The organism is Leptospira paudalimensis (genome assembly GCF_026151345.1).
GTDB classification, from domain to species: Bacteria; Spirochaetota; Leptospiria; order Leptospirales; family Leptospiraceae; genus Leptospira_A; species Leptospira_A paudalimensis.
Genome location: NZ_JAMQPR010000001.1, coordinates 2,512,818 through 2,539,656, shown reverse-complemented (window position 1 = coordinate 2,539,656; position 26,839 = coordinate 2,512,818). Strand labels below are relative to the sequence as shown.

24 protein-coding genes are annotated in these 26,839 nt (G+C 36.5%); 14 read left to right on the top strand and 10 right to left on the bottom strand.

The window, feature by feature from the left end:
• The first annotated feature begins 1 nt into the window (after position 1).
• Positions 2-778, top strand: a complete 777-nt coding sequence (gene bla / locus ND855_RS11780) for a subclass B1 metallo-beta-lactamase (RefSeq protein ID WP_265358496.1) — start codon at positions 2-4, stop codon at positions 776-778.
• Here the strand turns inward: bla and rktP are convergent.
• From rktP to ND855_RS11765, 3 genes are all read right to left on the bottom strand, one after another.
• Entirely contained in the window at positions 755-1,855 is a 1,101-nt protein-coding gene (rktP, locus tag ND855_RS11775; protein ID WP_135639215.1) for an Arg-Lys translocation region protein phosphatase RktP, read from the bottom strand. The genes bla and rktP overlap by 24 nt on opposite strands.
• Positions 1,852-2,568 (bottom strand): twin-arginine translocase subunit TatC, encoded by a 717-nt coding sequence (gene tatC, locus ND855_RS11770; RefSeq protein ID WP_100716440.1) that lies wholly within the window; start codon positions 2,566-2,568, stop codon positions 1,852-1,854. Before tatC ends, rktP begins: the two co-directional genes overlap by 4 nt.
• Before the next feature lie 71 nt (positions 2,569-2,639).
• Positions 2,640-2,909 (bottom strand): Sec-independent protein translocase subunit TatA/TatB, encoded by a 270-nt coding sequence (locus ND855_RS11765; protein ID WP_135639214.1) that lies wholly within the window; start codon positions 2,907-2,909, stop codon positions 2,640-2,642.
• Between the two features lie 23 nt (positions 2,910-2,932).
• Between ND855_RS11765 and ND855_RS11760 the strand changes: the two genes are divergently transcribed.
• Positions 2,933-4,834: a hybrid sensor histidine kinase/response regulator gene (locus ND855_RS11760; RefSeq protein ID WP_265358495.1), complete on the top strand. Its 1,902-nt coding sequence runs from the start codon at positions 2,933-2,935 to the stop codon at positions 4,832-4,834.
• On the opposite strand, the gene ND855_RS11755 is transcribed toward ND855_RS11760, so the two are convergent.
• Positions 4,814-5,833, bottom strand: coding sequence for an alpha/beta hydrolase (locus tag ND855_RS11755; RefSeq protein WP_135639212.1), 1,020 nt, complete (start codon positions 5,831-5,833; stop codon positions 4,814-4,816). The two genes, ND855_RS11760 and ND855_RS11755, sit on opposite strands and share 21 nt — an antisense overlap.
• On the opposite strand from ND855_RS11755, the gene ND855_RS11750 reads away from it, so the two are divergent.
• Together ND855_RS11750 and ND855_RS11745 are read left to right on the top strand one after the other, a co-directional pair.
• Positions 5,793-6,278: a copper chaperone PCu(A)C gene (locus tag ND855_RS11750; RefSeq protein WP_265358494.1), complete on the top strand. Its 486-nt coding sequence runs from the start codon at positions 5,793-5,795 to the stop codon at positions 6,276-6,278. The genes ND855_RS11755 and ND855_RS11750 overlap by 41 nt on opposite strands.
• Complete coding sequence (locus tag ND855_RS11745) at positions 6,275-6,850, top strand: SCO family protein (protein WP_265358493.1); 576 nt, start codon at positions 6,275-6,277, stop codon at positions 6,848-6,850. Before ND855_RS11750 ends, ND855_RS11745 begins: the two co-directional genes overlap by 4 nt.
• Here the strand turns inward: ND855_RS11745 and ND855_RS11740 are convergent.
• Complete coding sequence (locus ND855_RS11740; RefSeq protein WP_265358492.1) at positions 6,821-8,767, bottom strand: M3 family metallopeptidase; 1,947 nt, start codon at positions 8,765-8,767, stop codon at positions 6,821-6,823. The two genes, ND855_RS11745 and ND855_RS11740, sit on opposite strands and share 30 nt — an antisense overlap.
• 73 nt (positions 8,768-8,840) lie before the next feature.
• Between ND855_RS11740 and ND855_RS11735 the strand changes: the two genes are divergently transcribed.
• Positions 8,841-9,239, top strand: a complete 399-nt coding sequence (locus tag ND855_RS11735) for a thiol-disulfide oxidoreductase DCC family protein (protein WP_265358491.1) — start codon at positions 8,841-8,843, stop codon at positions 9,237-9,239.
• Here the strand turns inward: ND855_RS11735 and ND855_RS11730 are convergent.
• Positions 9,236-10,699, bottom strand: a complete 1,464-nt coding sequence (locus ND855_RS11730; protein WP_265358490.1) for an ArnT family glycosyltransferase — start codon at positions 10,697-10,699, stop codon at positions 9,236-9,238. The two genes, ND855_RS11735 and ND855_RS11730, sit on opposite strands and share 4 nt — an antisense overlap.
• Positions 10,700-10,817: 118 nt before the next feature.
• On the opposite strand from ND855_RS11730, the gene ND855_RS11725 reads away from it, so the two are divergent.
• Complete coding sequence (locus ND855_RS11725; protein ID WP_265358489.1) at positions 10,818-11,963, top strand: phosphoesterase; 1,146 nt, start codon at positions 10,818-10,820, stop codon at positions 11,961-11,963.
• Between the two features lie 35 nt (positions 11,964-11,998).
• Here ND855_RS11725 and ND855_RS11720 read toward each other — a convergent pair whose 3' ends face one another.
• Genes ND855_RS11720 through ND855_RS11705 form a run of 4 tightly spaced genes read right to left on the bottom strand, consistent with a single transcriptional unit; the run spans position 11,999 to position 15,095 of the window.
• Entirely contained in the window at positions 11,999-13,204 is a 1,206-nt protein-coding gene (locus ND855_RS11720; protein WP_265358488.1) for an LIC_12337 family protein, read from the bottom strand.
• Between the two features lie 3 nt (positions 13,205-13,207).
• On the bottom strand, positions 13,208-13,411 hold the full coding sequence (locus tag ND855_RS11715; protein ID WP_265358487.1) for a hypothetical protein: 204 nt from the start codon (positions 13,409-13,411) through the stop codon (positions 13,208-13,210).
• Positions 13,412-13,452: 41 nt separating this feature from the next.
• Entirely contained in the window at positions 13,453-14,370 is a 918-nt protein-coding gene (locus ND855_RS11710) for a DUF4384 domain-containing protein (RefSeq protein WP_265358486.1), read from the bottom strand.
• A 2-nt stretch (positions 14,371-14,372) separates the two neighbouring features.
• Positions 14,373-15,095, bottom strand: coding sequence for a FecR family protein (locus ND855_RS11705; RefSeq protein ID WP_265358485.1), 723 nt, complete (start codon positions 15,093-15,095; stop codon positions 14,373-14,375).
• Positions 15,096-15,273: 178 nt separating this feature from the next.
• Here ND855_RS11705 and ND855_RS11700 point away from each other — a divergent pair, with 178 nt between their 5' ends.
• The 8 genes from ND855_RS11700 to ND855_RS11665 all read left to right on the top strand — a co-directional run bounded on the left by ND855_RS11700 (position 15,274) and on the right by ND855_RS11665 (position 26,809).
• Positions 15,274-16,770 carry a TolC family protein gene (locus ND855_RS11700; RefSeq protein ID WP_265358484.1) on the top strand — a complete coding sequence of 499 codons (1,497 nt, stop codon included), beginning with the start codon at positions 15,274-15,276 and terminating at the stop codon, positions 16,768-16,770.
• A complete protein-coding gene (locus ND855_RS11695; RefSeq protein ID WP_265358483.1) occupies positions 16,757-18,121 on the top strand; it encodes an Ig-like domain-containing protein in 1,365 nt (454 codons plus the stop codon). The genes ND855_RS11700 and ND855_RS11695 overlap by 14 nt, the downstream gene beginning before the upstream one ends.
• 104 nt (positions 18,122-18,225) lie before the next feature.
• The gene (locus ND855_RS11690; RefSeq protein WP_265358482.1) at positions 18,226-18,639 is read left to right on the top strand and encodes a hypothetical protein; all 414 of its coding nucleotides are present in this window, start codon (positions 18,226-18,228) and stop codon (positions 18,637-18,639) included.
• Positions 18,640-18,719: 80 nt separating this feature from the next.
• Positions 18,720-19,157 carry a hypothetical protein gene (locus ND855_RS11685; RefSeq protein WP_265358481.1) on the top strand — a complete coding sequence of 146 codons (438 nt, stop codon included), beginning with the start codon at positions 18,720-18,722 and terminating at the stop codon, positions 19,155-19,157.
• Positions 19,154-19,771: a hypothetical protein gene (locus ND855_RS11680; protein WP_265358480.1), complete on the top strand. Its 618-nt coding sequence runs from the start codon at positions 19,154-19,156 to the stop codon at positions 19,769-19,771. The genes ND855_RS11685 and ND855_RS11680 overlap by 4 nt, the downstream gene beginning before the upstream one ends.
• A complete protein-coding gene (locus ND855_RS11675) occupies positions 19,768-21,165 on the top strand; it encodes an efflux RND transporter periplasmic adaptor subunit (RefSeq protein ID WP_265358479.1) in 1,398 nt (465 codons plus the stop codon). The genes ND855_RS11680 and ND855_RS11675 overlap by 4 nt, the downstream gene beginning before the upstream one ends.
• A 14-nt stretch (positions 21,166-21,179) precedes the next feature.
• Positions 21,180-24,143: an efflux RND transporter permease subunit gene (locus tag ND855_RS11670; RefSeq protein ID WP_265358478.1), complete on the top strand. Its 2,964-nt coding sequence runs from the start codon at positions 21,180-21,182 to the stop codon at positions 24,141-24,143.
• Positions 24,140-26,809 (top strand): efflux RND transporter permease subunit, encoded by a 2,670-nt coding sequence (locus ND855_RS11665; RefSeq protein WP_322113539.1) that lies wholly within the window; start codon positions 24,140-24,142, stop codon positions 26,807-26,809. The genes ND855_RS11670 and ND855_RS11665 overlap by 4 nt, the downstream gene beginning before the upstream one ends.
• Positions 26,810-26,839 lie beyond the last annotated feature (30 nt).

Here is a 26,839-nt window from a genome sequence, read left to right as displayed (position 1 = left end):
CATGCGAACTAACGTTTCCCTTTTAGTTCTATACTTGTCGTTTGGTATTTGGTTTGCCCAATGCCATACGGCAAAAGAGTTTCCCTCCTACCCACCGAATCCAACTACAAACCCAATCGACACTTCGATTGAATGGATCAAAATCAAAGAATCGGTTTGGATCCACAAAAGTTTTGGCAGTTTCCAAGGGATAACGTATCCATCCAATGGACTTGTGGTTTTGACAAATAAGGGAATCGTTGTGATCGACACTCCTTGGACCGAACCACAAACAGAAGAACTGATCCAATCCATCCAGACAAAGTTTCAAAAACAAATTGTTTTTGTCATCGTGACCCATGCACATGACGACCGTATGGCGGGAGTTTCTTCCTTCCAAAAAAGAAAAATCCCTGTTTATAGCACCCAATTGACAGCCAAATTAGCCAAGGAAAATGGATATGGAATGCCAAGTCCCATCCTTGACATCCAAACTCGATTTTCTTTAGGAAATGGTTCGGTCGAAGTGTTTTACCCAGGGCCAGGGCATTCTCCTGACAATATAGTGGTATGGCTTCCAGACACTCATATCCTCTTTGGAGGTTGCCTTGTGAAAGCTCTCGAAGCGGAAGACTTGGGGAATCTGAAAGATGCCAATGTGGTGGAATGGGAATCCTCTGTGAAACGAGTTCTCTCTCGGTATCCAGATGCGGAAGTGGTTGTGCCAGGGCACGGGAATTGGGGGAAACTCGACTTACTCCGTCATACAATCCGTTTACTTATTTCGCCGAACCACTAAAATCGAAAGTTTTTCCATCGGGTTTGTTAGGTTTCGTTCCCTTCCAAGGGCACTCATTTTTTTCGCAATGGCGAGTAACATTTGTCTCGAAGAACTGGGCCTCAGGTCAAGTAAGTAGTCCACAAATTCTTCCATGATTTCAAACGATGTGAGACCAAATTGAGTGAGAGTTCTGTCACTCGCCCAAACTAAATAATCTCCCACTTCGATCCCGTCGGCTATTGAGATTGGATGTTTGTGATTGGGATACCAATGGTCATCTCCACTTCCTTCAATCACTTGGATGCCATGATCAGAAAATTGGAAGATGGGCATATCCATGTAATGCAAAAAAGACATTTTATCATCCTTGTTTTGGATCACAAAGGCTGAGAGTTTTAACTTTAGGAATGCAAATTGGTGGAGGGCAAATTTTAGTTTTTCTAATAATTCTTCTGTAGAGAAAAGCCCATCTCCAAAGGATGATACGATCCCATGGATGAATATTTTTTCTGAGGATTCTAAAATTCCAGGTTCCATGTGGCCTGCAATGATACCAAAGAGTCCATCTTTTGCTCGAACAATCCGAATGTAATCAGCACCCGCATAACGCATCACTGACGGGAAGACTGCTACGTCAAAACCAGGTGAATTTGGAATTTTGATATCAGGAATTTGTTTGTTTAAGGAAGTTGCTTGGATTGTTTTCCAATCAAATTTATTTTCAAATTGTTCCTCTCCAAGTCCCTCTTCGCCTTGTAAGAGTGTGAACATGACGGATTTATAAATTTTATACTCATCAGAGTTTCGATTTAAATTACGTATGTCTTTAGGGATTTGGTTTTCACTATCTTGGATATGAAAAATGATATGGAGGATGTATTGGTATAAAAATCCAAGAAAATAATATACGATAAAACTAATACACAATGCCAAAAGAAAAGAACTATAAATCCCAACTAAATTGAAGTTAAGAGTATTTTCACCTTTTGGATTTTGCCAATGTGTGAAAGTGAATTCAGCAAATAAAAAATGAATGAAAAAAAATAAAAAACTGATGATGCCAAGTAAAATGGGAAGTTTAACACGGTAACTCATTTTGAATCAGTGGCTTCCAATACTCTCATTAAAATAGCAGATAAAAAGAATAAAAAACTAAGTGGCAAAAGTAACATTAGCATAGAAAAAACATCAGGTCCTGGTGATAATACAGCAGACACAACCGCGATGATAAGCACTGCTTCCCTCCATCGGGAAATCAGAAACCTTGAAGAAAGGATTCCGATACGACCGAGTAAAATGAGAACGATTGGTAATTGAAAGGATGCCCCAAAGACTAGGTGTAAGTTAAAAAACAAATCATAGTATTCATCGATGGGAAGGTAAGGATCCACTCCATCTGGCCTTAAGACAACAAGGAACACTCGCAAAAAATTTTCGAAGACTGTAAACCAACAAAGTGCAAGGCCAGACCAAAAGAGCAAAGTAGAAAAGAGGATGATGAACTTTCCCCATTTTTCTGTCCTTGGATTGACCGCGGGAGCAATGAACCCCCATAGGATGTAGAGTAAAAAAGGAAGGGAAACGAGAACCGACAAAATAAAGGACGTTTTCAAATAAATGAGAAACGGAGCCATGAGTTGGATCTGGAAAAAATGAGCATCCGGCCCAAGCACCGATTTGTAAGGTTGGATGAGAATGCTATGGATCTCACTTCCAAAATACAAAGTTCCTATCATAAAAACAGAAACAACTAAGATTGAATAAATTAGTCTTTGCCGGAGTTCTTCTAAATGGTCACCCAGGGACATATATTTTTCCCTGGTTTCCGAATCTTCCGGCAGTGGCAGTGCGGTTCTTTTTTTGTCAGCCAATGGTGGGATTAAGCTTTTTTCTTTTTAGTGGATTTTGTGTTGGACTGTGACGTCTGTTTTGGTTCTTCCACAGGGAAACTCGTTTGGGTAGGTTCTTCGTCTTGGCCAGTGAGTGACTTTCTAAATTCCTTGATCCCGGAACCTAAGTCCTTGGCAAGGCTTGGCAATCGTTTTCCACCAAAAAAAAGTAAGGCTAAAAAAACGATGAGTGCAATCTCCCATGGTCCTAAATTAAAAAAAGCAATAGGTGCTTGAAAAGAAAACGGATTGGATGGCATATTTCCCTCTTAAGGCAAGAGTTATGCAAACGAATCTGGAAGCAAGCGGAATGATAGAATTCTTTAAGGTCTTGCCAAACCTATTTTCTGGGGGAGTGTATCTCTCTGATCCCAAATCCGGCCAAATTTTATTTTCCAATGATTTTTTTAAGGACAATTTAGGATGCCAAAAACCCGGCAAAGATTGTTTGGAATCTGATTTACTTGCTTGGGTATTTAAGGATGACAAAGAAGCATTTTTAGAACAGATCCTCTCACCAAACAAACGAAATGATCGCGAACAAATTGTCGGAGATTACCGGTTCCAGATGCCGAATGAAACGCTTGTTCGCTGGTTTCAGTTTGAAAAAAGAAAAGTGAACATTCCTGGAATGGATTCAGTTCTAGATCTTGTGTTTGTGCGAGACGTTACAAATGAAAAAACAAACGAAATCAATATCGTAGAACAAATCCAATTTTTCCTAGGCCTCTTTGAAAACGCATCGGTAGGTATGGCATTACAAGACTGGGAGGGTGGTTATTTCCGAATTAATCCAAGATTTACTGAAATCACAGGATATAGTTTTCAAAACCTAACGGATCTTAATATTCGAAGGATCAAAGGGGAACCCATTTCAGACGAAGAAATGGAATACTTTAGTTTTTTCAAAGAAGGTGCAGAAGAATCAAGGCTCACTCGAAAGGATGGCCGACGAATCAATGTTTACCGACGAATTAGTGCCTTCCGAAATTCACAAGGAAAACCAGATTTTTATTATGTGTTTTTGGATGATGTTACTGAAAAAAAACAATTAGAATCGTATCAGTTACACTCCCAAAAAATGGAAACCATTGGAAGTCTTGCTACCAATATTGCACATGACCTCAATAATTACTTACAGCCAATCCATGTCTTTTCCCAACTCGGAAAAGAACAAATTACATTAGGGAAATTTGATCAAAGTCAAATTTTAGATTATTTAGAAAAGATTCGAATGGGTGCCGATAACGCTCGTTCTATGATCCATCGAATCATTCATTATTCTAAAACAAAAAACGAACATTCTGTTTCCAAAATTGATATATCATCAGTTGTAGAGTCAACCATTCCATTACTTGTTGCCGGATTACCGAAAAACGTAGAGGCTCAGTTCGATTTTTATAAATCACCATTAATTACCAAAGTAGATGTTGTTCAGTTTTCTAAAATTCTATGTGAATTAACTTCTGGTGGTATTTTTGTTTGGGATGACAGGAAACGTGGACTCGTCCAAATCCAAACACAGCCCATGGATGAAGTAAGATTACTGATATCCTTGGAATTTACAGGATTGTCCTTGCCCAGTTTATCAGAATTAACCACTTTGGATTTGGTAAATTTTCGTGATGAAGATTTCCAATGGACGGGAATTCATTTAATCAATCGTTATGTGAAGAATTGGGGAGGTGAGTTTTATTTAGACAAACCAGATCCCATGACATTAAAGGTATTTATTTATTTACCTTTGGAGGAGTCAATTCCACTCCATCATCCATACAAATTGAATTCTGAACCAAAACCTAAAGATGTTTGGTCTGAAATCTCAAAGAAAAAAATTTGGATTGTGGAAGATGACGAGGCTGCCAGTGAAGCCATTTCTTTTGTTTTATCTCAAAAACAAATCAATCCCAAAGTATTTTCAACTTCTTCGTCTGCGATTCAATATTTGAATGAGGAAATTCCGGATTTTGTTTTATCGGATTACCGTTTACGAGAAATGAGTGGCCTTGTTATGATTCGTAAAATCAAACAAGTATCACCTGATGTTTCTGCTGTTTTGTATACTGGAAATATGGATGGATTGGACGCGGAAGAACTTTCCAAAGAAGGGATATTGGTTCGGTCTAAACCAATATCCGTTGATGAATTATACGAATCGATTTTGTTATCGTTTGGATTTCTTTGATTTTTTGAATTCTTCGGCTCCAGTTGTATCTTTGATGAATTGGATCATTTCCTTTTCGATCAGTGATTTGTCGGATTTTACATACTTGGAGAGAAGTACATGAGCCCCATCCTCGATTTTTAATAATCGGTTTTTAGGATTGGCATTAGGTCCTTTTTGGATTTTGTCGAATACATCTAACATTGCTTTTATGGAAGCAACAAAATCATGTTCCCTTTCGGATTTATAATAATACATTAAAAGAGTAGGTGTGCTAACCTTCGGGTAAGGATTTTCTTTATCCATAAATCGTTTTAGATCCAGAATGTTTTGAATGGCACCATAGTATTGGTCCAAATACCAATACTTAGCGGATTCATCTTTTGGATCAGTTTTTGAAATTCGAATTTCTCCTTTGATGGCATCGATAAAAGATTTTCCCCAATAAAAACGAAAGATGTGAGCAGTGGGATCATCAAAATCATAAAAAGGAGAGGCAAGGATCAAACTATCAACTAAGTCTGGGTGTTTTGCAGCCAAGTAGGTTGCAATGTTTCCACCCATACTTGTTCCAATAACAACTGTTTTATGACCTAACTCTTTCGAATAAATTAAACTATCTTCGGCGTCTTGTAAGTATTTTTGGAATGGAGTATGGAGGTGGTCTTCGATATTGGTTCCATGGCCAGGCAGGCGTACATAATAAGTATTGGCACCAAAGTATTCACTGAGTTTGTTTGTGACTTCTTCCCCTTCACCACGGCTGGCACCAAATCCATGCAGGTATAAAATTGCGATTGGTGTAGGTTCTTCTGAAACTCGGATTAAATATTCTTCATTATTTGGTTTGGTATTTTCTTTTTTACTGATCTCAAGTTCGTTTTGGTAAAAGCTTTCGAAATTTTCGAATTTTCGAGTGGAATCATAATTGTATTCACCAGTAGACCAGTTGTAAGTGGATAGAAGAAAGGAAGAAAGAATGAGAGTGATTGCGGTCACCCATTTGATTATTAATCTCATCGAGGTTCTCTTGTTACGAAAGGTAAATACTACAAATTTAGGAATTCTGTTTCTAATTCAAGTCAATTTGTTCATTTTCTGTCACAAAACGAATGGAGAACATACTTTCTGGACTCCCATAGTTCCTGATGTAGCAAAAACAACGGCTGTTTATGGAACCATCCAAAATCCAACTGATTCTGATGTTTCCATCCTTACTGTTTCGAGTAACCAATACAAAACTGTAGAATTCCATACGATGAATATGGGCAAAGAAGGGATCATGAGGATGAGAAAACTAGACTATCCAATCGTATTGAAACCAAAGGAATCTATTGAACTTAAACGAAATGGCACACACCTTATGTTATATGAGAAAGAAAATTCAAGTGGTGAACTTTTGATTCAAATTCATTTTTCAAATGGGTTGGTTCAAAAACACATTGTGGAGAAAAAATCGTTATGAAGAAAATTTTAACTCTTAGTTTTGCCATATTCCTTTTTTTTAATATTCTCTATTGTGGGTCGGCAATTGAGCTCACAGAACTTCCAATAGGTGGAAACATAGAGGCTATGGACAAATCGGGAACAAAGGTGAATTTGAAAAATTTTAGCGAGCCTGTTTTACTCGTTTTTTTTGGATACACATATTGTCCTGATTTTTGTCCGAATACACTAGCAAAAATCAAATCTGCGACAGAACATTTCTCTGAACTGGAAACGAAAAATTTCCGTGTTGTATTTGTTTCAATTGATCCAGAAAGAGATTCTACAGAAACCGCAACGAAGTATGTTCAATTTTATATTCCCAATGCAATTGGTTATAGTTTTGATCCGAGTACTACCAATCGATTGTTAAAACAATATGCGGCTTATGTGGAAAAAACAAAAGATGGATTGGCTTTTGATCACTCGACGTATCTTTATGTTTTGGATTCCCAACGGAAAACTCGAAAACTCATCAAGTCAACCGATGGGAAAGAGGTAATTTCCAAAACGATTTTGGCTTTAAGCAGCAATTCCGTTCAATCGAAGTAGTGCTTGGATGTCTGGATCTTTTCCATAAAAATCACGGAAAAGATTTATGGCATTGGCAGAACCACCTTTTTCCAAAACAGTTTTTCTGAAATGAGAAGCATGTTCTAAATCAAAAACACCTTTATCTACAAATGAATAAAATGCATTCGCTGACAATAGTTCCGCCCATTTATAGGAATAGTAACCCGCAGCATAACCACCTGCAAAGATATGAGTAAATGAGTTTTGGAATTTATTATAGGAAGGAGGGACAACAACAGCGATTTCCTTTCTAACTTGGTTTAAAATTTCTTGTACTCGTGCCTCAGTTGGTTTTTCTTTATGAACCAACATATCAAATTTTGCAAATTCGATTTGTCGAACAACTCCCATGGCCGACATGAAGTTTTTTGCTTTCACCATTGTCTCTATATAAGAATTGGGAATTGGTTCTTTTGTTTGGTAATGTTTTGCAAACAGTTGTAATACCTTTGGTTCATAGACAAAGTTTTCGAGAAATTGAGATGGAAACTCGACAGCATCCCATTCCACACCATTCACTCCACTCACAAACGCTTCATTCACCTTGGAGAGTAAATGATGGAGTGCATGGCCTAATTCATGAAATAATGTCACAACATCACTTGGCCTGAGTAAACTAGGTTGAGTGGTTGTGGCTTTTGGAAAACTAGCGACGACAAAGGCAATGGGGAGTTCTGTTTTGCCAGATTCGTCTTGGAAATGAGGTTTCCAGTTGTGCATCCATGCCCCACCTTTTTTATCACTTCGCACTTCTAAGTCTAAATATAACCTGGAACGAGTTTCCCCTTCCACAACTAAGTCATAACAAAGGACAGATGGTTCCCATACATTTGTTTTTACTTCTTGGAACCTAACTCCAAGTAGTTGTTCTAAAAATTGGAAGGTTCCTTGGATGACGGTTTCCTTTTCCAAATAAGGTCTATATATTTCTTCATCATACGAAAAGGATTCTTTTTTCAATTTTTCTGAATAGTATGTGAGATCCCAAGGTTCAATTTGTGTTTCTCCCAGTTTTTTTGCGAAGGATTTGATCTCAGTGTATTCTTTTTCTGCAATCGGTTTTGCTTTTTCTGCTAAGTGATCGAGAAAAGAAATCACTTCTTCTGGAGTGTTCGCAACTTTTGTAGCCAAACTCAAATGTGCATAGGTTTCAAACCCTAGTAGTTTTGCTTCTTTGTCTCTTAAATTTAAAATTTTTTCTATGAGTGCACCATTTTCTGGCGCCCTTGTGCAATATGCATCATATAATTCTTTTCTGATCTTTCTGTTTTCCCCATAGGTCATATAAGCAATGTAAGATGGAAAATGAAGTGTGAATTTAAAAGTTCCGTCTTCTTGTTTGGCTGAAACTTTGTCACTTTCTGGAATTCCTTTTACATCTTCCTCTTTTAAATAAAGAGCAAATGCATTCGTTGCGTTTAAGACATTTTGAGAAAATTGATTGGTAAGATCTGATAACTGGATACGAATATTTTTCAGTTCTTCCTTTGTCGTTGGATTGAGTCCAACTCCTGACAATTGGAAATCTCGAATTTCATTTTCTAAAACTTTTGTTTGTTCTTCGTTCAGAGTTTTGTCAGTGGATTGGATATTGAGTAGGGCCGCATAGATTTCTTCATTTTGTCCTAAGTCAGTATAATATTCACTTAGTTTCGGCAACAATCGACTGTAGATTGTTTGGCTCTCTTCGTTATTTTTAACGGAGTTGATATGAGAGACTTCAGTCACCAAATCTCCAAGTTCTGTTTGTATCCTTTGGTATGGTTTCAGAAAATTTTGAAAAGTGAGAGGACTTTTTTGAAGAAGAGATTGGATGAATTCTTTGTTCGACTCCATTTTATTTAAAATGGTCGATTCTTTTTGTGATAAATTGTCGGAATGAAATTCTGGAAACATCGGCACCTCTTGGGAATTAGACTCGATTTCGAATGCTTATCAACCAGTTTGGAGTTAAGGGGAATGTCTGCCAGTGGAAAAAAGGAAAATTGTTTTCTTCGATGGAGTGTGCCATCTTTGTATGGGTTCGGTTCAATTCTTATTGAAACACAACAAAACAGAATCCCTCTCCTTTTCAGCGATTGGTTCCAGAACTTTTTTAGAACTCATTCCCGAACCTGCTAGAGATTCTCTCCCCGATAGCATTCTGTATTGGAAGGAAGGCACACTCTACTTAGAATCAGATGCCATTCTTGGGATCACAAACGAATTGAATTTCCCTTGGAGATTGGGAGTTTTGTTTTGGGTGGTGCCAAGAACACTTCGCAATTTGTTTTATCGGTTTATCGCCAAACACCGGTACCAGTGGATTGGCAAAGCGGAAACTTGTATGGTACCAACCCCCGAATTGAAACAAAGGTTTTTAGACTAAAGTTCTTTTTTCAGAAGTACTAGTTTTAGCGTTTTGTTTCGATCATACGCATAAAGGGAGATGGGTTCTCCCATTTGTTTCATTTTGAATCCCATGGAATCAAAGAGAATTCGATCTGATTCGGTCATAAGAATGGATCCACTTACCTTCATGAATTCGTTCCAATCAATTTCCTTTATAGGTCTATGAAAATAAAAGGCAAAACTGGGAATTCCAAGTCCACCATATGAATATAAGGTTTCATTTGTTTGAATTCTCTCTTTGATTGTTTCTGCTAAAACTATAGTTTCCGTTCTCATTCCATTGAATTTTGGTAACACAAAGAATCCAATCACAAGGATCATAAGGATTGAAGTTGTTAAGTACAACCTGTATAAATAAATTTGATTGTGTTTTTTTGATAATTGTTCGGCAAGTAAGATGGAAAGGATTGGGTAAGCGGACAAAGGATAAGAGGGAAGTTTACTTGAAAGAAACTCATAGAAGATCCAAGAGAACACAAGACCAATCATTAAATAAGAGCGAGGGGAGAGTGGTAAAAGAATTCCATTGCGAAAGGAAGAAAAAATAGAATCTTTGATTTCCTTAGCATTCAAATGAGACACAAATCGCCAAAACATTTCTTTTAAAAAGGAAAGGTAAACCCTTGTCCAAGGGAAAAGTGTAATGACAAATAACACCAAATAGGTGCCTGGTGGTCCTGATTGTCCAAAGACTGGATTTGTGGCCCTACGTAAGATGTACCAATCGACCATCCATCGTATGAGAACCCCTCCATCTTTTTGCCATGAGAAATACCCCCAAATAATAATGGGAACTAGTGCCAACGGTAATCCGAGCCAAGGATGGAGTTTCCAAATGATAGGTCTTGTTTTTGCAAAAAAGAGTAAAAGAAAACAAGTACCTCCTAAAAAGATTAGGATAGGTGGTCCTTTGATGAGAACACCGATACTTACAGAGCACCAAAATAGAAAAGCGTAAATCCATTTTGTTGATCTAATAAAATGATGAAGGTTTACAAATCCTAACATTCCAAAAAAAACCAATAAGGAATCTACAAGTGCGATTTTTCCATTGAGTGGAAAATAGAGAGAAAAACTCAAAATACTAAATGCATATAAAGCTGTCCTGCTATTAAACATAACATATGCTAAGTGGTAAGTTAATACTGCTGTGCCAAGAATACAAATTGTGGGAAATAACCTTAGAACAAATTCATTGGTTCCAAATGTTTGGAATAAAAAGGATGTGATCCAAAAATGAAGAGGTGGTTTTCTATGAGGTTCGGAATAGGGGAACTCCATATTGAGATAATCTCCCGTTTCCGTCATGGTCCTTGCAAAACCCGCATAGGCTGCTTCATCTTGGTCAATCAGAGGGGAAGAATTCCCCCAAAACAAGTATACGGAGAGAACTAAAAATAAGAGGAAAAAGGTTCGTTTTGGAGTGAAAAATTGCACATTCCTAGAAGGAAAACCCTCTCACCCATGTCAAAACCAAATTTCTGAAACAACCTTTGTATCCATTTTGTAACAAAACTGGAATCAAATTGGAAAATAGATTTCATACACTTTTCCTATGTTACTGCACATCCCTGGTCCTGTCCTTGAGATAGAAGCGAAAGTCACAAGGCCTTCCCTCTGGAAGTACCGTTACCCTTTGTTTGCCTTGGCAATGTTAGGGATTCTCTTCTTCTACCAACTTGCAGTGGTTCTACTCCTTCGAAAATCTTCCCAACATTCCGATGCACCATTTTCTGGATCTAAGATCATAAACCCATACACCCATTGGAATGGAAATGCAGGTGAAAAAATTTCCCTACATACACATTCTGATGAAGTTTGGTTCACTCCCGAGAGACATACAATTCAAGAAATCAAAGCGGAATATGCGAAGGAAGGTTTTTCCAATATCGCAGTCACTGATTATGGACAGGTTTCAAATACAGAAGACCCATCCTATATCCGAGGATTGGAATGGGGTCAGAATGTGAAAAAACGTCATATACTCGCGATTGGAATTCAAAAAGCATTTTATGATTATTTCCCTATCTATGCATCCAGAGAAAACTTAAATTGGGTTATGGATCGTATGAAAAAGTTAGGTGGGTATGTTATCCTACCGCATCCCAAACTATTTGATTCGTATTCCAAGGAAGAGATGTCTGCTCTAGATGGATTCCAAGCGGTAGAAGTATACTCTCCGTTTGGCGATGATGCGAAAATATTAGATACACTTCTCAGTTCTGGTAAAAATGTTCACTGTATGGCAAGTGATGACTTGCATTATTTCCCAGAAACGATTGTACAAAAATTTGACCAACCATTTTGGAAAAACTGGATCCAAACCTTAGGTGGACAACGAGGAAGGAAAGGGGAAAGTTTTTTACGTTACATTGTCACAAGTGCCGGTGCCAAAGACCAAACCTCTGTTGTAGAGGCATTACAATCAGGTTCTTTTTTTTGTGTGAAAAAATTCTTCCAAGGTGCGAGTGATCCAATGGTCCCTCAAATCCAAATGAATGACAAAAACCAAATCCAGGTGACTTCGAAAGAACGGTATTTGGAAATTCGTTTCATTGGACAAAAGGGAGAAATCTTACAAGTGAGTCCCGATACGAGTTCGGCAACTTACCAAATGTTGGTATCGGATCCTTATGTCCGAGTGGAACTCATTGCACTCACAGGTTCGATCCTATCGAATGCAATGTTTAGAACGAATTGACTGTTACCCGTGGTTTAATTGTTCCTTTTAATTCCTTATTTAAATGTGAGATTTTGAGCAGACCCATCAAAAGCATCTAAATACGTTTTTGATGTTTCTTCGTATTGTTTCACAACACCCAAGGTTGCTTGGCCAGAAATACTCGCACCAGCTGCTACATACGTTCGATTAAATGCCTCATCTACAGACATAAAATCAGTACCACCAACGGTTGGACTTGGATAATCTGCTGGGACTTGGTTTGCATTCAATTGGTCCGTTACATACCCATTGATATTAAAAATTCCATAAGAAAGTTTTGCTCCTGGAAATGAGGAAGCAGATAGGTTACAAATTGTTTCATAACGTGTCGCATTGGTTGTGAAACTCGCTTTTGCAGTTGTTTGGAAAGGTGAATCAAATTTTTGCATGTATGCTAGTACATAATAAATTTGATCACTCCCTCCACATGCAGTTTTTAATTGGTCTAGAGCAGTTGCATTGGATGGATTGATTTCCTTTAATTTGGTAAAACTCAAACGTACGACAGAACGAAAACAAAGTTGCCTACCTGAATCTACCTCTGTTAATACCACTCTTCCATGTTTGCTAATCCAAGAGGAGTTTTCGGGTCCATTCCTCCAAGTATAGGTTTGGAATTTGGTTCCATAAATAGAATCATTTCCCGTATAACTTTCCGTGATCACATCACCTACATTGGCAAACTGTGGGTTTCCAAAGTCAACTAACCGGTAGTAAACGAGTGCACCATCATTGCCCAAGGTTGTGTTTGGGTCATCAAAGAACAGTTGTAGAGAAGGAGTGGATGCTCCTGTTTTTTTGATTTCGAGAAAATGGTTAAAGGTTTTATTCCCTGCATATGCTGTGGACGCAACATTTGCGGTTGGAGTGTTGATCTTGATTGTAAGAGTAGCAGATCCAAAACCACTTAGGTTGACATTACTGAGAACATCCGTACGGGAGGCACTTGGGTTATTAAAATAACCAGCATTCTTTAAAGCCAAAATTAAGTTATCGATGATACCGGAATTCCCTCTTGCCCAAGTGGCGGATTGCCTCACAAAACCCCAGTTATCTGCACTTGTGGCTGACCAAAGTTTTTCGGAACCAAATCCAAAATGAATGGAATCCCCCAATATTTCAGAGAGGATCGTTTTTTCGGATTTTCGTGTTTGGTTCTGGTAGTCTGATACTTGGAAACTAATTCCCAAAAAAAGTAGGAGTAAGAGTGCTTTTTTCATGATTTAGTCTGCAATCCCTTTGGGAATACAAATGGTGAATCCAGACTTAGGCCCAGAACATCCTGCCGCTTGGTTATAAGCCCATAGGGATAATAAGAGTGCACTGATGGCATCTTTGTCCTTATTGTCCTCTTTTTGAAAGAGTGAACAAGAGACGAGAGAACTAAAGAGTAAAATGGTGATAAGTGATGTTCGAAAGTTTCTCATACCTTCTATAACAAAAGGTATGAGTGTAATTTGCAAGAATTTTAGCGAGATAAGATTTGGTATTCCCACTCATTCACCAAACTTTGTTCGATCGGTGATGTGATGGTTGGTGGTGGTGTGAGGGAACGAGCTAATGTTTTTGTGCCAGTAACTGCTGGTGGTAATAACCGGTAGAAGGAATCTTCTTTTTTGCCACGGAGTTGGTATTCTTTCCATTCTTCTCTTGTGACAAAGGCTCTGATTCTATCTTTCGAAGGAGTTGGTGCCGCTTTGAATGAAATCCGTTTGTCAGGGATTGTGATCCTTTGTCCCTTTTTCACAAAGTTATCACTTTGGATGGGATTGGGAAAGAGTAACACCGGTTCCCCTTTATGGTTTTCAGGAACCACAACAACATACACATAATTGTCTTCAGCAGTTTCAATTTCAAAACGGATCGGTTCACCCGCAACATAGGTGGATTTGAGAGAGTTGATTTTCACTTGGGACGTTGTACTCGATCCAGTGTGTGAGAGAGCCTGGTAGATATTTTTTTTATCTAAATAACTTAGAAAGTCCTCTACTAATGTTTTGGATAAAGACTCAGGAAGTGCATTTCGGTATTCTAATGTTTCGTGTAAAACATCCACAAAGGAAACAAGTGCTTGTCCATCTTCTAAAGAAACGAGAACCAATTTATCTACTTGGGTTAAGGATTGTAAATTGGCCTTTGTTTCAGTTGTTGCTTCCCCTCGTTTGTCGAATTCCCAGGTTTTTGATCCACTCGAAGGAAAGGTGACCATGATTTGCCCACGACCAGTGGTTTGGATTTGTTCTTTGATAAAATCTCGTAAAGCCCGACTTTCTTCTGTGGAAGGGTAGGCTTCAATCGCAATTTTGTAAACTGGTGTTGTACCAATCCGATCTGCTGAGAAAACAGTTAAAACGGCAACTGAGAATAATACCAAAAAACGTTTCATGATTAACCTTGTCCTTTGTAGTCGTTCATGATTTGATCATTTTTTTCGTATTGTTCTTTGATGCGTTGGTAGTTTTCTTCTTTGATGGCTTTGAATTGTTCGAAGATACGCATTTTTTCTTTCACAAATTCATCTAAAATTTGTTTTTTCAATTCTTTGCCAGAAACTACCACTTCTTCGTTTTGGCCCACTAGCGTTTGTTTGCCTTTTTTGTCGGGACTTACGGCAACAGTACCTTCATTCACATACACACCAGTTTCTACTTCTTTTAAGTCTTCGTCTTCTCCACCTTGGTTGGGTGTTGCAACGAGGAATTCTGTCCCACGTACACCCGCAACAAAACTTGGGTTGACTACGCTCAGTTGGGTATCACTAGGACCACCACCTGGTGGTTTGTGTGCTTTTACAAATAATTTGCCACCTACCAAATTGAGTGTGGTGGATTTGGTTTTTGGATTCAATAAATCGTCAATGCGGAGAGTCGAAAATTTCGCCAAACGAATGGTTGCTTGTGTTGCCAATTGGATTTCACAAGTTCCATCTTCCGATGTGATGGTATCCCCTTTTTTTAGGACACTCCCTAGTTTAACTGGTTCTTTTGCTTTTTTAAAACGGGGACCTGAGAGGTAATTGTTTCCTTGGATGAAACTAACGACTCCTACTTCTTCAGCAAATACGGTAGTGGTCGTGATTAAAAACAAAAATAAGGGAATCAAACGGATCATGCCACTTTTATAAGGGGCGAGTGCTACCTTACAAGCCAAAAATCAGAAAAAAAAATCAAAAAATTCCCTACAAATCATTCAATTTAGAACCAGAATCAATTTATACCACCTATCTTTTGATATGTGGCGTGTTCTCTTCCTACTTACAATGTATCTTTCTTTGGGAATTGGATCCTTAATGGCTGAAGGTAGCTTTTTATGGGAGGATTGTATTTGGGTAGGTCTCGAACGGAATGCACAATTCAAATTAGAAAAAACAAAATCAGAATTATTTCCCATTTTACTCAGCGAAAAATGGAAACAATACCTACCTAAATTAGGAGTTCATTATTTTGGAATTTTCTCAAGGAACCGAGAACAATTAGACCAAGAGTATCGTGATGTCAGGATCCAAATCCAACAATTATTGTATGACGGTGGTGAAATCGAACGAGAAAAACAGAAAATAGAAATCAAACAACTCATCCAATTGGAGGAAAAAAAAATCTTACGAGAAAAAATTTTCCAAAACATCTCCCTTGCTTACCTCAATGCAAACAAACGAATTCTCATCCAATCGATGTTTGACCAAAGATTAGAACGTTACCAATTAGAAATTAGGAAACGAGATCTAGAAATCCAAACCAACTTATTACAAGCAGTAGAAGCAAAATCCTTAAAACAATGGGAGGTCGATTTTTATGCAAAACGAATTCATTCCCGAGCATTGAGAGAATCATCTTACTTAGAATTAAAATCATCAATGTTCCTTGACCCAAGTGAAAGTTTGGAATTGGAACCTGGTATTACAGAAAGGATTGAAATTTTCCAACCAACCCATTCGCCAATTGAAGTTGATGCGAACCACCCTCTGCGAAAGAAAAATCGATACCAATTGGAACTTGCCAATTTGGACGAGGAATCTCTGAAAAACGATTGGAAACCTAGGCTTGTGTTAGGTGGTTATTTGGGACGGAATGGAAACCAAGGATTCCCACTTCAAAATGAAATTTATGGAGTGAGTATCGGGTTCCAAGCCAATCTAGGTGGTTCTAGTTTTGTTTCCAATACTCAAAATGGTATGCAGTCAGAGGGGAATGGAATCCAACGAATTCCAGGGTATGGTCCCCAAGCAGTTGGACCAGGTGAAAATGCATTTCAAAGTGGATCATTCAATTTATTCGATGAAGTAAATCGTGATAAAAAACGATACGATTCCAGATTCAATTTACTTCAGTCTCACGTAGAACGAGAACAAACGGAACTTTATTTAAGAAATGTTTCCAAATCCACTGAAGTTAAGTTAGTGGAAGAATACCAAAAATATACATTGTATTTGCATTTTTTAAAATCTGCATTTTTAACACTTAAACAAAAAGCTGAAGAGAAAAGATTAAATCAGATTACGGAAATTGAATATTTAAAAACCGAAGAGGAAGTTTTTGTCGCATTTGAACATACTGTTGATCATTATTTTAATTACATCGCAACAGCTTTAGAGTTAGTCATTTTATTAGGAGAAGATCCTTTCTCCAATCGTTATTACCATTTGCATCATCGTAAATTTAAAAGTGAATTCAGTCAACTTTTGACTGAATGGAAGGAAGAAATACCATTTCAAAATTTGGAAAAAAGGGAACCAAACAAAGGTAAACTTACCCCATTTTATTTAGAGGATCCGTATGAAATACGTTAAATGGAGTGTTTATCTTTTGCCATTGCTTACATTCTATCATTGCCATGCGAAGATGGGTTCCTCCGAAGATTGGCTAGCTATGTTTGTCAATGATGATACGCCAAAGGTGGTATCCTTTACTCCTAGTTCTGGGGAACAATCGGTTTCCCCTAAAACAAATATAGTTATCCTTTGGAACCAACCGATGGAAATACAGTCCTGTGTGACTGCCTTTTCGCTTGATCCAAACACAAAAGGGATTTTTGAAACAACTGATATTTCCTTAAAATTCATTCCGAACCAAGAATTATTGCCTGGTGGGTTTGTGCTCCGCCTCACCAAACAATGTGAAAACAAAAAAGGAAAAGATTTGGATCGTGTGTATTCAATTCCGTTTCGAGTCCAAGTCGAAGATTCACCATTGTCACCTACCATAAATTCCATTTTGATCTCAGTAGGAACATATGACGAATGTTTGTCGGGTGGATCTATAGCGGATCGTATTTTGCAAGATGTAAATACTGCTTGTTCCGGTATTCCGCAAACCACACCTATCACTCTTGTATTTTCAAAACCCATGAACCAAACAGATGTTTCCTTGGGATTCCGAATGGAACCAAGCACATCCTACCATTTGGAATGGACAGACTCCACCCAAGTCCAAGTTCAATTGGATGCACCATTACAAAGCCAAACGAGATACCAATTCAATTTGGCTTCAGGTATATCAGCTTTGGATGGAACAAAAATAGAAAAACCGATCCGATTTGATTTTTATACAAACGAAGGGGCAAAGGCTCCTGAAGTCATCGGCTTTGGACTTGCTTCCCAATTGTGTGGAATCGGGATCCAAGAATTAGGAAGTACCGTGGGGAGTCGTTGGGATTCAAACCTATGTTTTTGGAGTAAAGGTTTAGCATTTCTTCCTCCACACCATTACCAATTTAGAGGTGGAGATGATGGAACAGGTGGTATTGCGAGTTCATCTGCTTGTGCGGATGTGAATACCGATAATTTCAAACTATTTTTTGATGAATATATGGATCCTATTTCTGTTATCTCTTCCAGTCGGTTGACAAAAATATCACCACCTTCAAGTAACATACGTTTATCGACTTGGGAATGGAGCCATTGCCAATCAGCCTATCCATTTGGATGTAAGGAAATCACATATTCCTTTGCTGAAAGTGAGGCTAGTTGTAATGGAACTTTGTTTGGAAATAATACAACTGGTGGGGACTTTAATCTGGCAAGTTCATCAACCGCTCCCAATTTTTATCCTTATTATGAATTTAAATTAGATGCAGACGTACGTTCTGCAAATGGAAAAAAAATGATTTCTCCCTTTATCATCCAAATGGAGGCAAAATGAAATTCCTCTTCACAATAGTTCTACTTTTTTCTGTTTCCTGCTCCCTCTTTCATGAAACTGTGAGGTATCAAAAATTTCCACTTCCTCATGGGAAATTGATACTTTTGGTACCCACAGTTTCTTCCTTTTACTCTGATCATTACCTCTTGGAAAAGGAATTGATCCTTCAGATTTCGGAATCGTTAGAACGAAGTGGGTATTCCGTTTTCCATCGAGATGAAATCCATGAATTCAAAAACGAGCCGAGAAGTAACAATCACTTAGGTGAATTCCAAAGACAAATTTTACCTAAAAATGCAGATAACATCTCCCGATTTTCGTATTGGTCAAAAGTTGCAAATGGTCTTGGAATCCCATTGGTTCTCTTTGTTAGGTTCCCGTATCGGGTTGGAAATCCAAACCAATCCATTAGAATGTACTTTTACCATCTAAACGAAAATCAAATCGAACAATTTGATTGGGATTGGAATCCCGATTCTAACTTACCTTTGTTTCCACTTCCTGTAGGTAACCCATGAATTTAGAGAATTTTATAAGAGTTTGGATATTAGTTTTTGTTTTTATTTTTTCTTCGATAGCTTGTGAGAAAGATCAAATAATGGATCCAAAAGAATTTCAAATCATCAAAGATGCCTACAGTACTGGCCATTTAACGGTGGTACAGGCGATCTTATCGGACCGAAAAAAGGAAAGGAATCTTTCTTTAGAAGAAGAAAGTTTATATTTAAAATCGCTTTTTTATTTGAGTGAATGGAATGAATTTCTGAAAGAATGGGAAGGGTTCGAGAAAAAAACTCCAGAACTAATTCTTTATTATTTTAAAGTGATCTTACTTTCCAAAGAGAAAAAACATGCAGGAATGGAGGAAGAAAAACAATTATTAGATCTTATGGCTGTCTCACCTGAGGCATGTTTGTTGTATCTTGAGTGGAATAAAAAACAGGTCAAATCGAAACACAAATCATTATTTTTGGCCCAGAGTAAACAATTTCAGAACTATCTAGATAGAATGAACCAGGAGTTAACAAAAAAATGAAGGTTTTACACTTCCTCCAATCACAAATCCATCGTATGGTAATCGTATTACATTTCATTTGGAAACTATTATGGTCAAAGGTTTGGTCTTTTTTTCTCCTTTATACCATCTTGTATTTTCTCCACTGCTTCTATTCTTGGGACAAACTGAAATTAACAAACATCCAGATTGAATTAGAGATGGTGAGTCGCTATGGAAGTGTTTCCTTCTGGCAACTGTATCCGTTTCAAATCGTATCGATTTACTTTCTGTATTTCTTTTATTTTTGTTTTTACATGGTTTTGATTTTTCTTTTTTTAAAGTTCAAAAATACCAACGAACCAAATCAACTTTCAGAACTAATGAAAAAAATGACACAGTCGTTTTTTTTCCTCATTCTCTGTTTGTTCCTTGGGAATTTATCAATTGGTTTGTTACATGAGTCTTATTTTTATTCCCTATACCTCTTTGGTTTGTGGTTTGTTCTCTTTATCGTTTTTATCCAACTCAATGGAAGATTGTTTTCCCAATCGATACAAGGGGAAACTGATACAAATCCAAAATTTACTAAGAGTTTTGGTTATTTCATCCCACTCTTATGGTCAGGAATGATGTTTTGGATTGTTAGTGTATGAAAGCAAAAATCCTTCAGATCATAAAATCTAAACTTAAATACATTATACTTTACTTCCTTGTTTCCATAACTCTCTCCATTCTTTTTACATGGTTTTCCAATGAGAACATCCGAGATCGATTCCCTTGGCTGACAACAATCTTGTATCACAAGGACTGGTTCCAAGCTGATCAAAATGTATATGCAATTGGGTATCTAAAGGATGTTCCTTTATTTCAAAAACCACACGTGATCCAAAAACGAATTACATTGGAATTTCCAGCAACAGTGGAAGCAACAAAGGAAATCCAATTGCAAACCAAACATTTAGGTAGGATTAAATTCCTTCATGTTGCTGAGGGCCAGTCCGTTAAAAAGGGAGAATTGTTATTACAATTAGATGATGAGTTACTCCGATTAGAGGGTGAAAAACTATCGATTTCATTGGAAGTAGCAAAAGCACATCAGATCATCGCTTTGGAAAAATGGAAACAAGCAGAAAATCTAATCGAAGTTAAGATCCGAGAAATCGATAAAAAAACAGAATTAGTAGAAGTTGCAAGAGCCGAATGGGAAACGGCAAAAGTGACAAAAGAGAAAAAAGAAACAATGTGGAAGGAAGGTTTTGTTTCTTTATCAGAGCTTGATCGTTGGAAATTGGATGTCGATACAAAACTGGCTTATTATAAAAATCTAATCCGTGACAGAGAGAGTTTACTCACTACACTTCGATTAGATTTTCCGGAAGATACAGACTCAATAAGCGATAAGATTAAAATTTGGAAACGCCAAAATTCCTTAATTGAGAAAACAGAATATGATTTAAGTGTTACCAATACGAAAATTCTCGAAAATCAAATACAAACAAATCAACAAATGATTTCAGAATTTAAATTATATGCTCCTAAATCTGGATCAATTTTTAAAGTCCACCTCAAGGAAGGAGAACTAACCAATCATTTACCAGCGATTACACTCATTGAAAATGGAGATTTGTCGGTATCGTATCAAATAGGTGAATCAGATCTAAGGTTGATGAAACTAGGTAAAGAGGTTACGTTTCACCCGAGCTTAGAAGGTTCTCAATTTGTAATTGGTAAAATCGATAAAATAAGTAGTTATTTGGATGTTCGTTCCCATGGAATCGGAGTTAGGGCAAAGTTACAAAAAAATCTAATATCATTACTTCCTGGGATGTTTGGTCTTGTCCATGTGGAAACAGAAGGAATGAGGGATAGTATTGTCGTTCCAACAAATTCTATGTTAGGTGATGAATCTTCTGGATATTATCTGATGGTTAAATCTGGTGAATCTGTTGAAAAACGATATGTTGAATGTAAACCTCTCAACCAATCTGAAATGGAAATCATTACGGGAATCACTGAAGAAGACTTTTTCCAAATCAATGTAAGATGATCATCGTTAGAAATATGATCCAATTTTTTGAAACACACAATCGATTGTGTTGGGTCTCTATGATTTTGATGTTCATTGGTATTTATTTTCAAATGAATCGTTTTCGGTTCCAATTATTACCAAACCTGACTCCCTTACAATATCAGATTACGACATCATTCGCCAATCATTCAGCTGAAGAAGTTGATCAGACATTAAGTTTGCCAATGTCAAAACGCATTTCATCACTGAAAGCAGTCAAACAAATTCGAACACATTCAGAACATGGACTATCAAAGATTAAAATTTTATTACAATCGGAAGTATCTGTCTGGGAATTTAAGGAAGAGTTATTTCAGTTATTATTTGAAATAAAAGATGAACTACCACTTGGAGTTGGAACTCCCAAAGTACAAATGGGAAGTGAAAACCAAAATCCATTTTTTGAATTTACGATCTCCAAACGAACCAATTTACCAAAGGAAAATTTCTCATTTTTGATCAATCAATTGAAATACAAACTAGAGAGAATTTCTGGAGTGATCGAAGTGAAAAAAATTGGTGATTCTGAATCCTTTGGTTTAATTCACTTACGAGATACATTGTTAAACTTACATCCAGTCAAAATCAAGGACATTGAGTTACAAATTATTTCTGCCATGCAAGCTGGATCACTTGGAAAACTATTTGATGTAGGCAGGGAAACGGAAATTAAGTATGGACCTGAGATATCCTCATTGGAAGAGATTCGAAAATTTCCAATCCATTTAGGAGATTCCAAATACATTACTTTAGAAGAGATTGCAGAAACATCGATTCTTCAATCCTCAGTGAATCAAATTGTTCAAAATGGTGGGAATGATTCTGTCTATTTTGCTATTTATGCCGATAGAGCCCAAGATCCATTAAAACTCTCATCTCAAATCCAACGGATTTTAAAAGAATACAAACAATCGATTCAACCTATTGTATACTCAGACACTTCAACAGAATTAACAAAACAATTGGTACAATTTTTTTTCTTTCTCTTAGCAAGTTTATTATGTGCTCTCATATTCTCCTATTCATTGTATAAAGAATGGTTCCCCGTTTTGTGTTTGTTATTTTCCGTCATCTTTTCTCTGGTTTGTTTTTTCCATCTTATGAATCTATTCGCTATTTCGGTCAATTTATTGAGTATCAGTGGCATATCCGTTGGAATCGGTATGTTATTCGATTCGAATAATTTGATATATTACTCAATTCAATCAGAATGTAAGAAGGGAGGGGTGAATGTAAGAACTGTCACGGATGGTGTAAGAAATGTTTTGATTTCCCTGTTTTGTTCAGGATTAACAACAATGGTTGTGATTTTCCCTTTATTATTGTATGCACATGAGTGGAGGGATTTTTTTTATGATATTGGCCTAAGCATTGTCTTGTTAATCTTTTCTAGTTTAGTGACTTCTGTCACGGTAGTTCCTTTATTATTTCTTACTTTTAATCCAACACTTCGTAAAAAAACAGATCAGAAAGAGAAGGTTCTGTTCCATTTGTCATTGGATTCAAATATGATTTTCCATTGGAAACATTGTATTGTGATACTTTGTTTAACGTTTTTATTTTTAACATTTGTTTTGTATCCGCATCAAGACCAATTCCATATTTTTCCTAAACCAAAGCCGATTGGAAAGTTGATTCATGTAGAACCAAAATATAAAATTCAGTTTTTGGAAGAAACATTCCTCATGAATGAAATTCTGAATCGATCCAATGGAAACCAATTGTCACAAAATATTGTGATCTTGCCTCAAAATATACATTCGGATCAAATGGATCCGAATATAAATGCTGTTCCTTTTGTTATCAAATACTTTGACTTTGATGGATCTGAACAATGGCTCTCTGAAACGCTTCAATTGATCAACTTGAATCGCTGGCAAGTGGCAGTTTCCGAACTTCATTCTGAATTATCTCATTCTTTACCTTTCCTTCCTGTAGATAAGATTGTTTTCCTACATGAAAATTGGGAGGAATTGAATCGTTTTGCAAATCAGGTTCTTCATTTGAAGACTGAAGAGAAGTTAGGTGGAAATTTTTACTTTATCCCTTCACCCATCAAAATGAAAGTTTGGAAATCCAAAATTGTACCCAATTCTGAAGTTCAACCGGATATAGATGATCTAGAAATAAATCTTCTATACCGAAATTCTCCAAAATTCTTGGGTAATTTGGGTAAAGTTTACCCACTTCCAATGTATTTATCAATAGGTAAGGGAGGTGAGGAATCAAAAAATACTCCATCTTCTTCTTTACCAGTTTTTAAATCAGCAGGCAAAGATCCAATTTTCCCTGAATCATTATTCCAAATGACAGAGCAAAACTCGTATTCTGTCTACCAAAGGGAATCAGGAAAATTTTATTTAGAGTGGGGTGGCGAAATTGGAATCGAAACTAGTATCCTTACAAATAAAATAGAAGGACTACAATACTATATCAATTCTTCCAAAAAAGAAACATTTGATTTTTATATGACATTATTTGTTTTATTAATTTGTTCTTATACTTTAATCTATTTGGCGTTAGTTGGAATTTACGAATCATTTTATCGACCATTTTTGTATCTTTCAATTAGTTTCTGTTACTTTCTGTCGGTGACAGTGTTATTGATTATTACTATTCCAGAGATTCATTTTGGACATTATATGGGACTTGTTATTTTGATAGGTTTATCCATTGATAGTATTTCTCTTTATGGTGAAAGATGGGAACTAACACGAGAGATCCCCAACATTTCTCTTAGAATCAAAACCGTGTTTGATTGGTTACAAAAACCAATTTTACTCAATTTTGGAAGTACGTTCTTTGGATTGTTGCCAGTTGTTTTCATTGTATTCCCTGGCTCCGAATTTGTCCGAGCAATAGCAGTGACAATGTGTATCGGAATTCTCGTTTCTTACGTGTTTGTTTTTTACCTTTATCCAAAAATTTTCAAAAACTTTTATGATTTCCCAGCATGAGTTTCTTCTTTGTCACACGGTTTCCATACCAATGGTTAATGTTTTTTGGAACTATCATTTTGATTTCCCTGATGACATGTAGAGAAATAATTTTAAGCGAAAATAGGGAAATATTTGACCAACATACATTGGTGATAACACAAAATTGGCCAGGCAAAACGACTGACCAAGTGGAAGAGTCGCTTACAAAACCTTGGGAGATGATGTTAAAATCTGTGAGTGGGTATTTGGAAATTAAATCTGTTTCTGAATTTGGAAGTATTTCCATGCACTTAAAACTGAATGAAGGAATCCAAAAAGAGGAATTTTTACGAACAATTCGAAATTTATACATTTTGAATCAAAATGTATTCCCCAAAGGTGTATTATTTCCAAGGTTTACGTTTGATTCTGGAAATGATTCGAATTTGATCCTCCTCCGTAGAATTTCAAAAACGAAGATGCCTCCTCCGTCTGAGTTATTACGAAAAATTCAGAATCTAACTGGTGTTAAAAAAATTACATACCAACCTGAGTCTGAAGCGGAAATCCAAATCAATGTAGACCATAACCATCTACTAGATGGCGTAAGTCCCTCCATGTCGGAAATTTATGATCGTTTACGCCATCATGTAGATTCGGTTTCCTTTGAACCTGGACAAAATCAATATTTTTTAAAGGAATACCCAGTTGATCCAACTGAATGGGAAAAAGTTTTAATTTTGGCCCAAGGGAAAACTTTTCTTCCTCTTGGAAAAATAGCAACGACTAGTATAACGAAAGTTTACGGAAAAAATCACACAAGAATCAATGGCTCGAGTTTTGAATCAATCGTGATCATTGCGAACAATCCTTTCCATCTCATCCAATTGTCGTTATTTTTGGATTCATATCTGCCTGAAGACCCTGATTGGCAATTTGTGTTTTCAAGTCATGAGGAATTGATAGAGAACATAAAGTTCATTTTTTACTTTTACCTTGTAATAGAGGTTTTTTATTTCCTTTATTTTGGTTTTTTGAAAAGGGAATGGATACTGACCATTAAACACACGTTAATATTTATTCTCTTCCTTATGATTTTGTTTTTTAGTCTCACAAGTTTGGGAATAAGTATAGGTATTTCAAGTTTTGTATTTTTGTTACTTTTGAAAGTACAATTGCCTTTTATTCACTTTCGAAGGATGATTCTACATAAGAAACAATTGTATGCGGGAAGTTTGATTTTATTTGTTTCGTTTTATTTCCAGTTGGTTCCCACTTCGATTTTAAATTTAGTCCTGATCTTTTTATTTGCTCTCGTTTTATATCCAATTCTTCTACATTCGTTTTTTATATTTTGGCAAAGGGAAGGAAAACAAAGTTTTTCCTTAAAAGATTTACAAATACAAAAATTGAATGAATTGGTTTCAAAGAAGGAACATCCGCGTTTACATACGATTCCTTTTTTATCATTCTCGTTCTTTGTTTTATCCTTCTTATATTCTTTACCTCTGCTGTTTAAACCTGTATCCTCCTTTCCTCATATGGATAATATACAATTGGCAAAATTGGAGTTTCCTTCCTATGTTGCAGAATCAGAGAGGATCCGAATTACAAAACAAGTCGAACAATCAATCTTGCAGAAACAATTGACAAACTTACTTGTAGTGACTCATAAAAATACCAGGTCTGATTTTTATATGAAATGGAAGGAAGGTATTTTCCCTTTTCATTTTAAAAACCTACCATCGGAAATGGGTTACTTCCATTTTATAGAAGAAATGGATGGGTTTGAATCTACAATTTTAAGATTCACTAATACGGATCCAAAATCATTAGAAACATCAGTTTTAAGGATCATTCCATGGATTCAGGCACAAAAAAAAGTAACAGAAGTAATCTTAGGATTCCAACCTTCAACAGAAGGTATCGAGTTTAAGGCTGATCCGTTTCATTTAGCAAAAATGGGAGTCGGTTTTGATCCTTCAATTCGGGAAACAAATCTTTTATTACAACCGAATGTTGTGAGTAAAATGTTATACGGTGGAAAGTTAGTTGATGTGAAATTGAATTCAATTCATACGATTTCAAAAGAGAATTTCAAAAAACAGCCAGTTGTCATTGGAAATGGAAGAATCCATTATATTGAATCGCTAAGGCATTATTCAACCCGTCAAAATTTGGGAAAAATATACCATAAAAATGCAGAGACAAGTATGGAAATCATTGTTAAAGGTGAGAGTATCAATTGGCATTCAATGGAAGAAGGGATTCGAACATTACTCGGTAAAGATAAGACTCAATTGGTAGAGCGGTCCAAAACGAATCACGAGACAAGCAGATATCGGTTTATATATTTGTTTTTATGTTTCATACCTTTCTTCTTTCGTAAAAAATACTCTATCGAATTTTTATCGTTTATGTTTGCTTACGTAATTCTGTGTAAATGGCAAACCCAATTTTTTAACAGAAATTATGATCAATTCTGCTTTATCCCATTTTTATTCCTCTTTTTTCGGATGAATTCTTATAAGAAGAATAACATTCCATTTTATCTAAGTCTTCCGTATCTTGGATTGTTATTTGGTACTTATTTTTATCCATGGAAAGCAGGTGTTGATTTATTCCAGTCACTGTTTTTATTCCAAGTTTTCGGGATATTAAGTGATAAATTTAAAAACAATTTAAAAATATTTAGAACCAGATAACAAAAGGTTCACCTCTTAAATCTGAGGTTC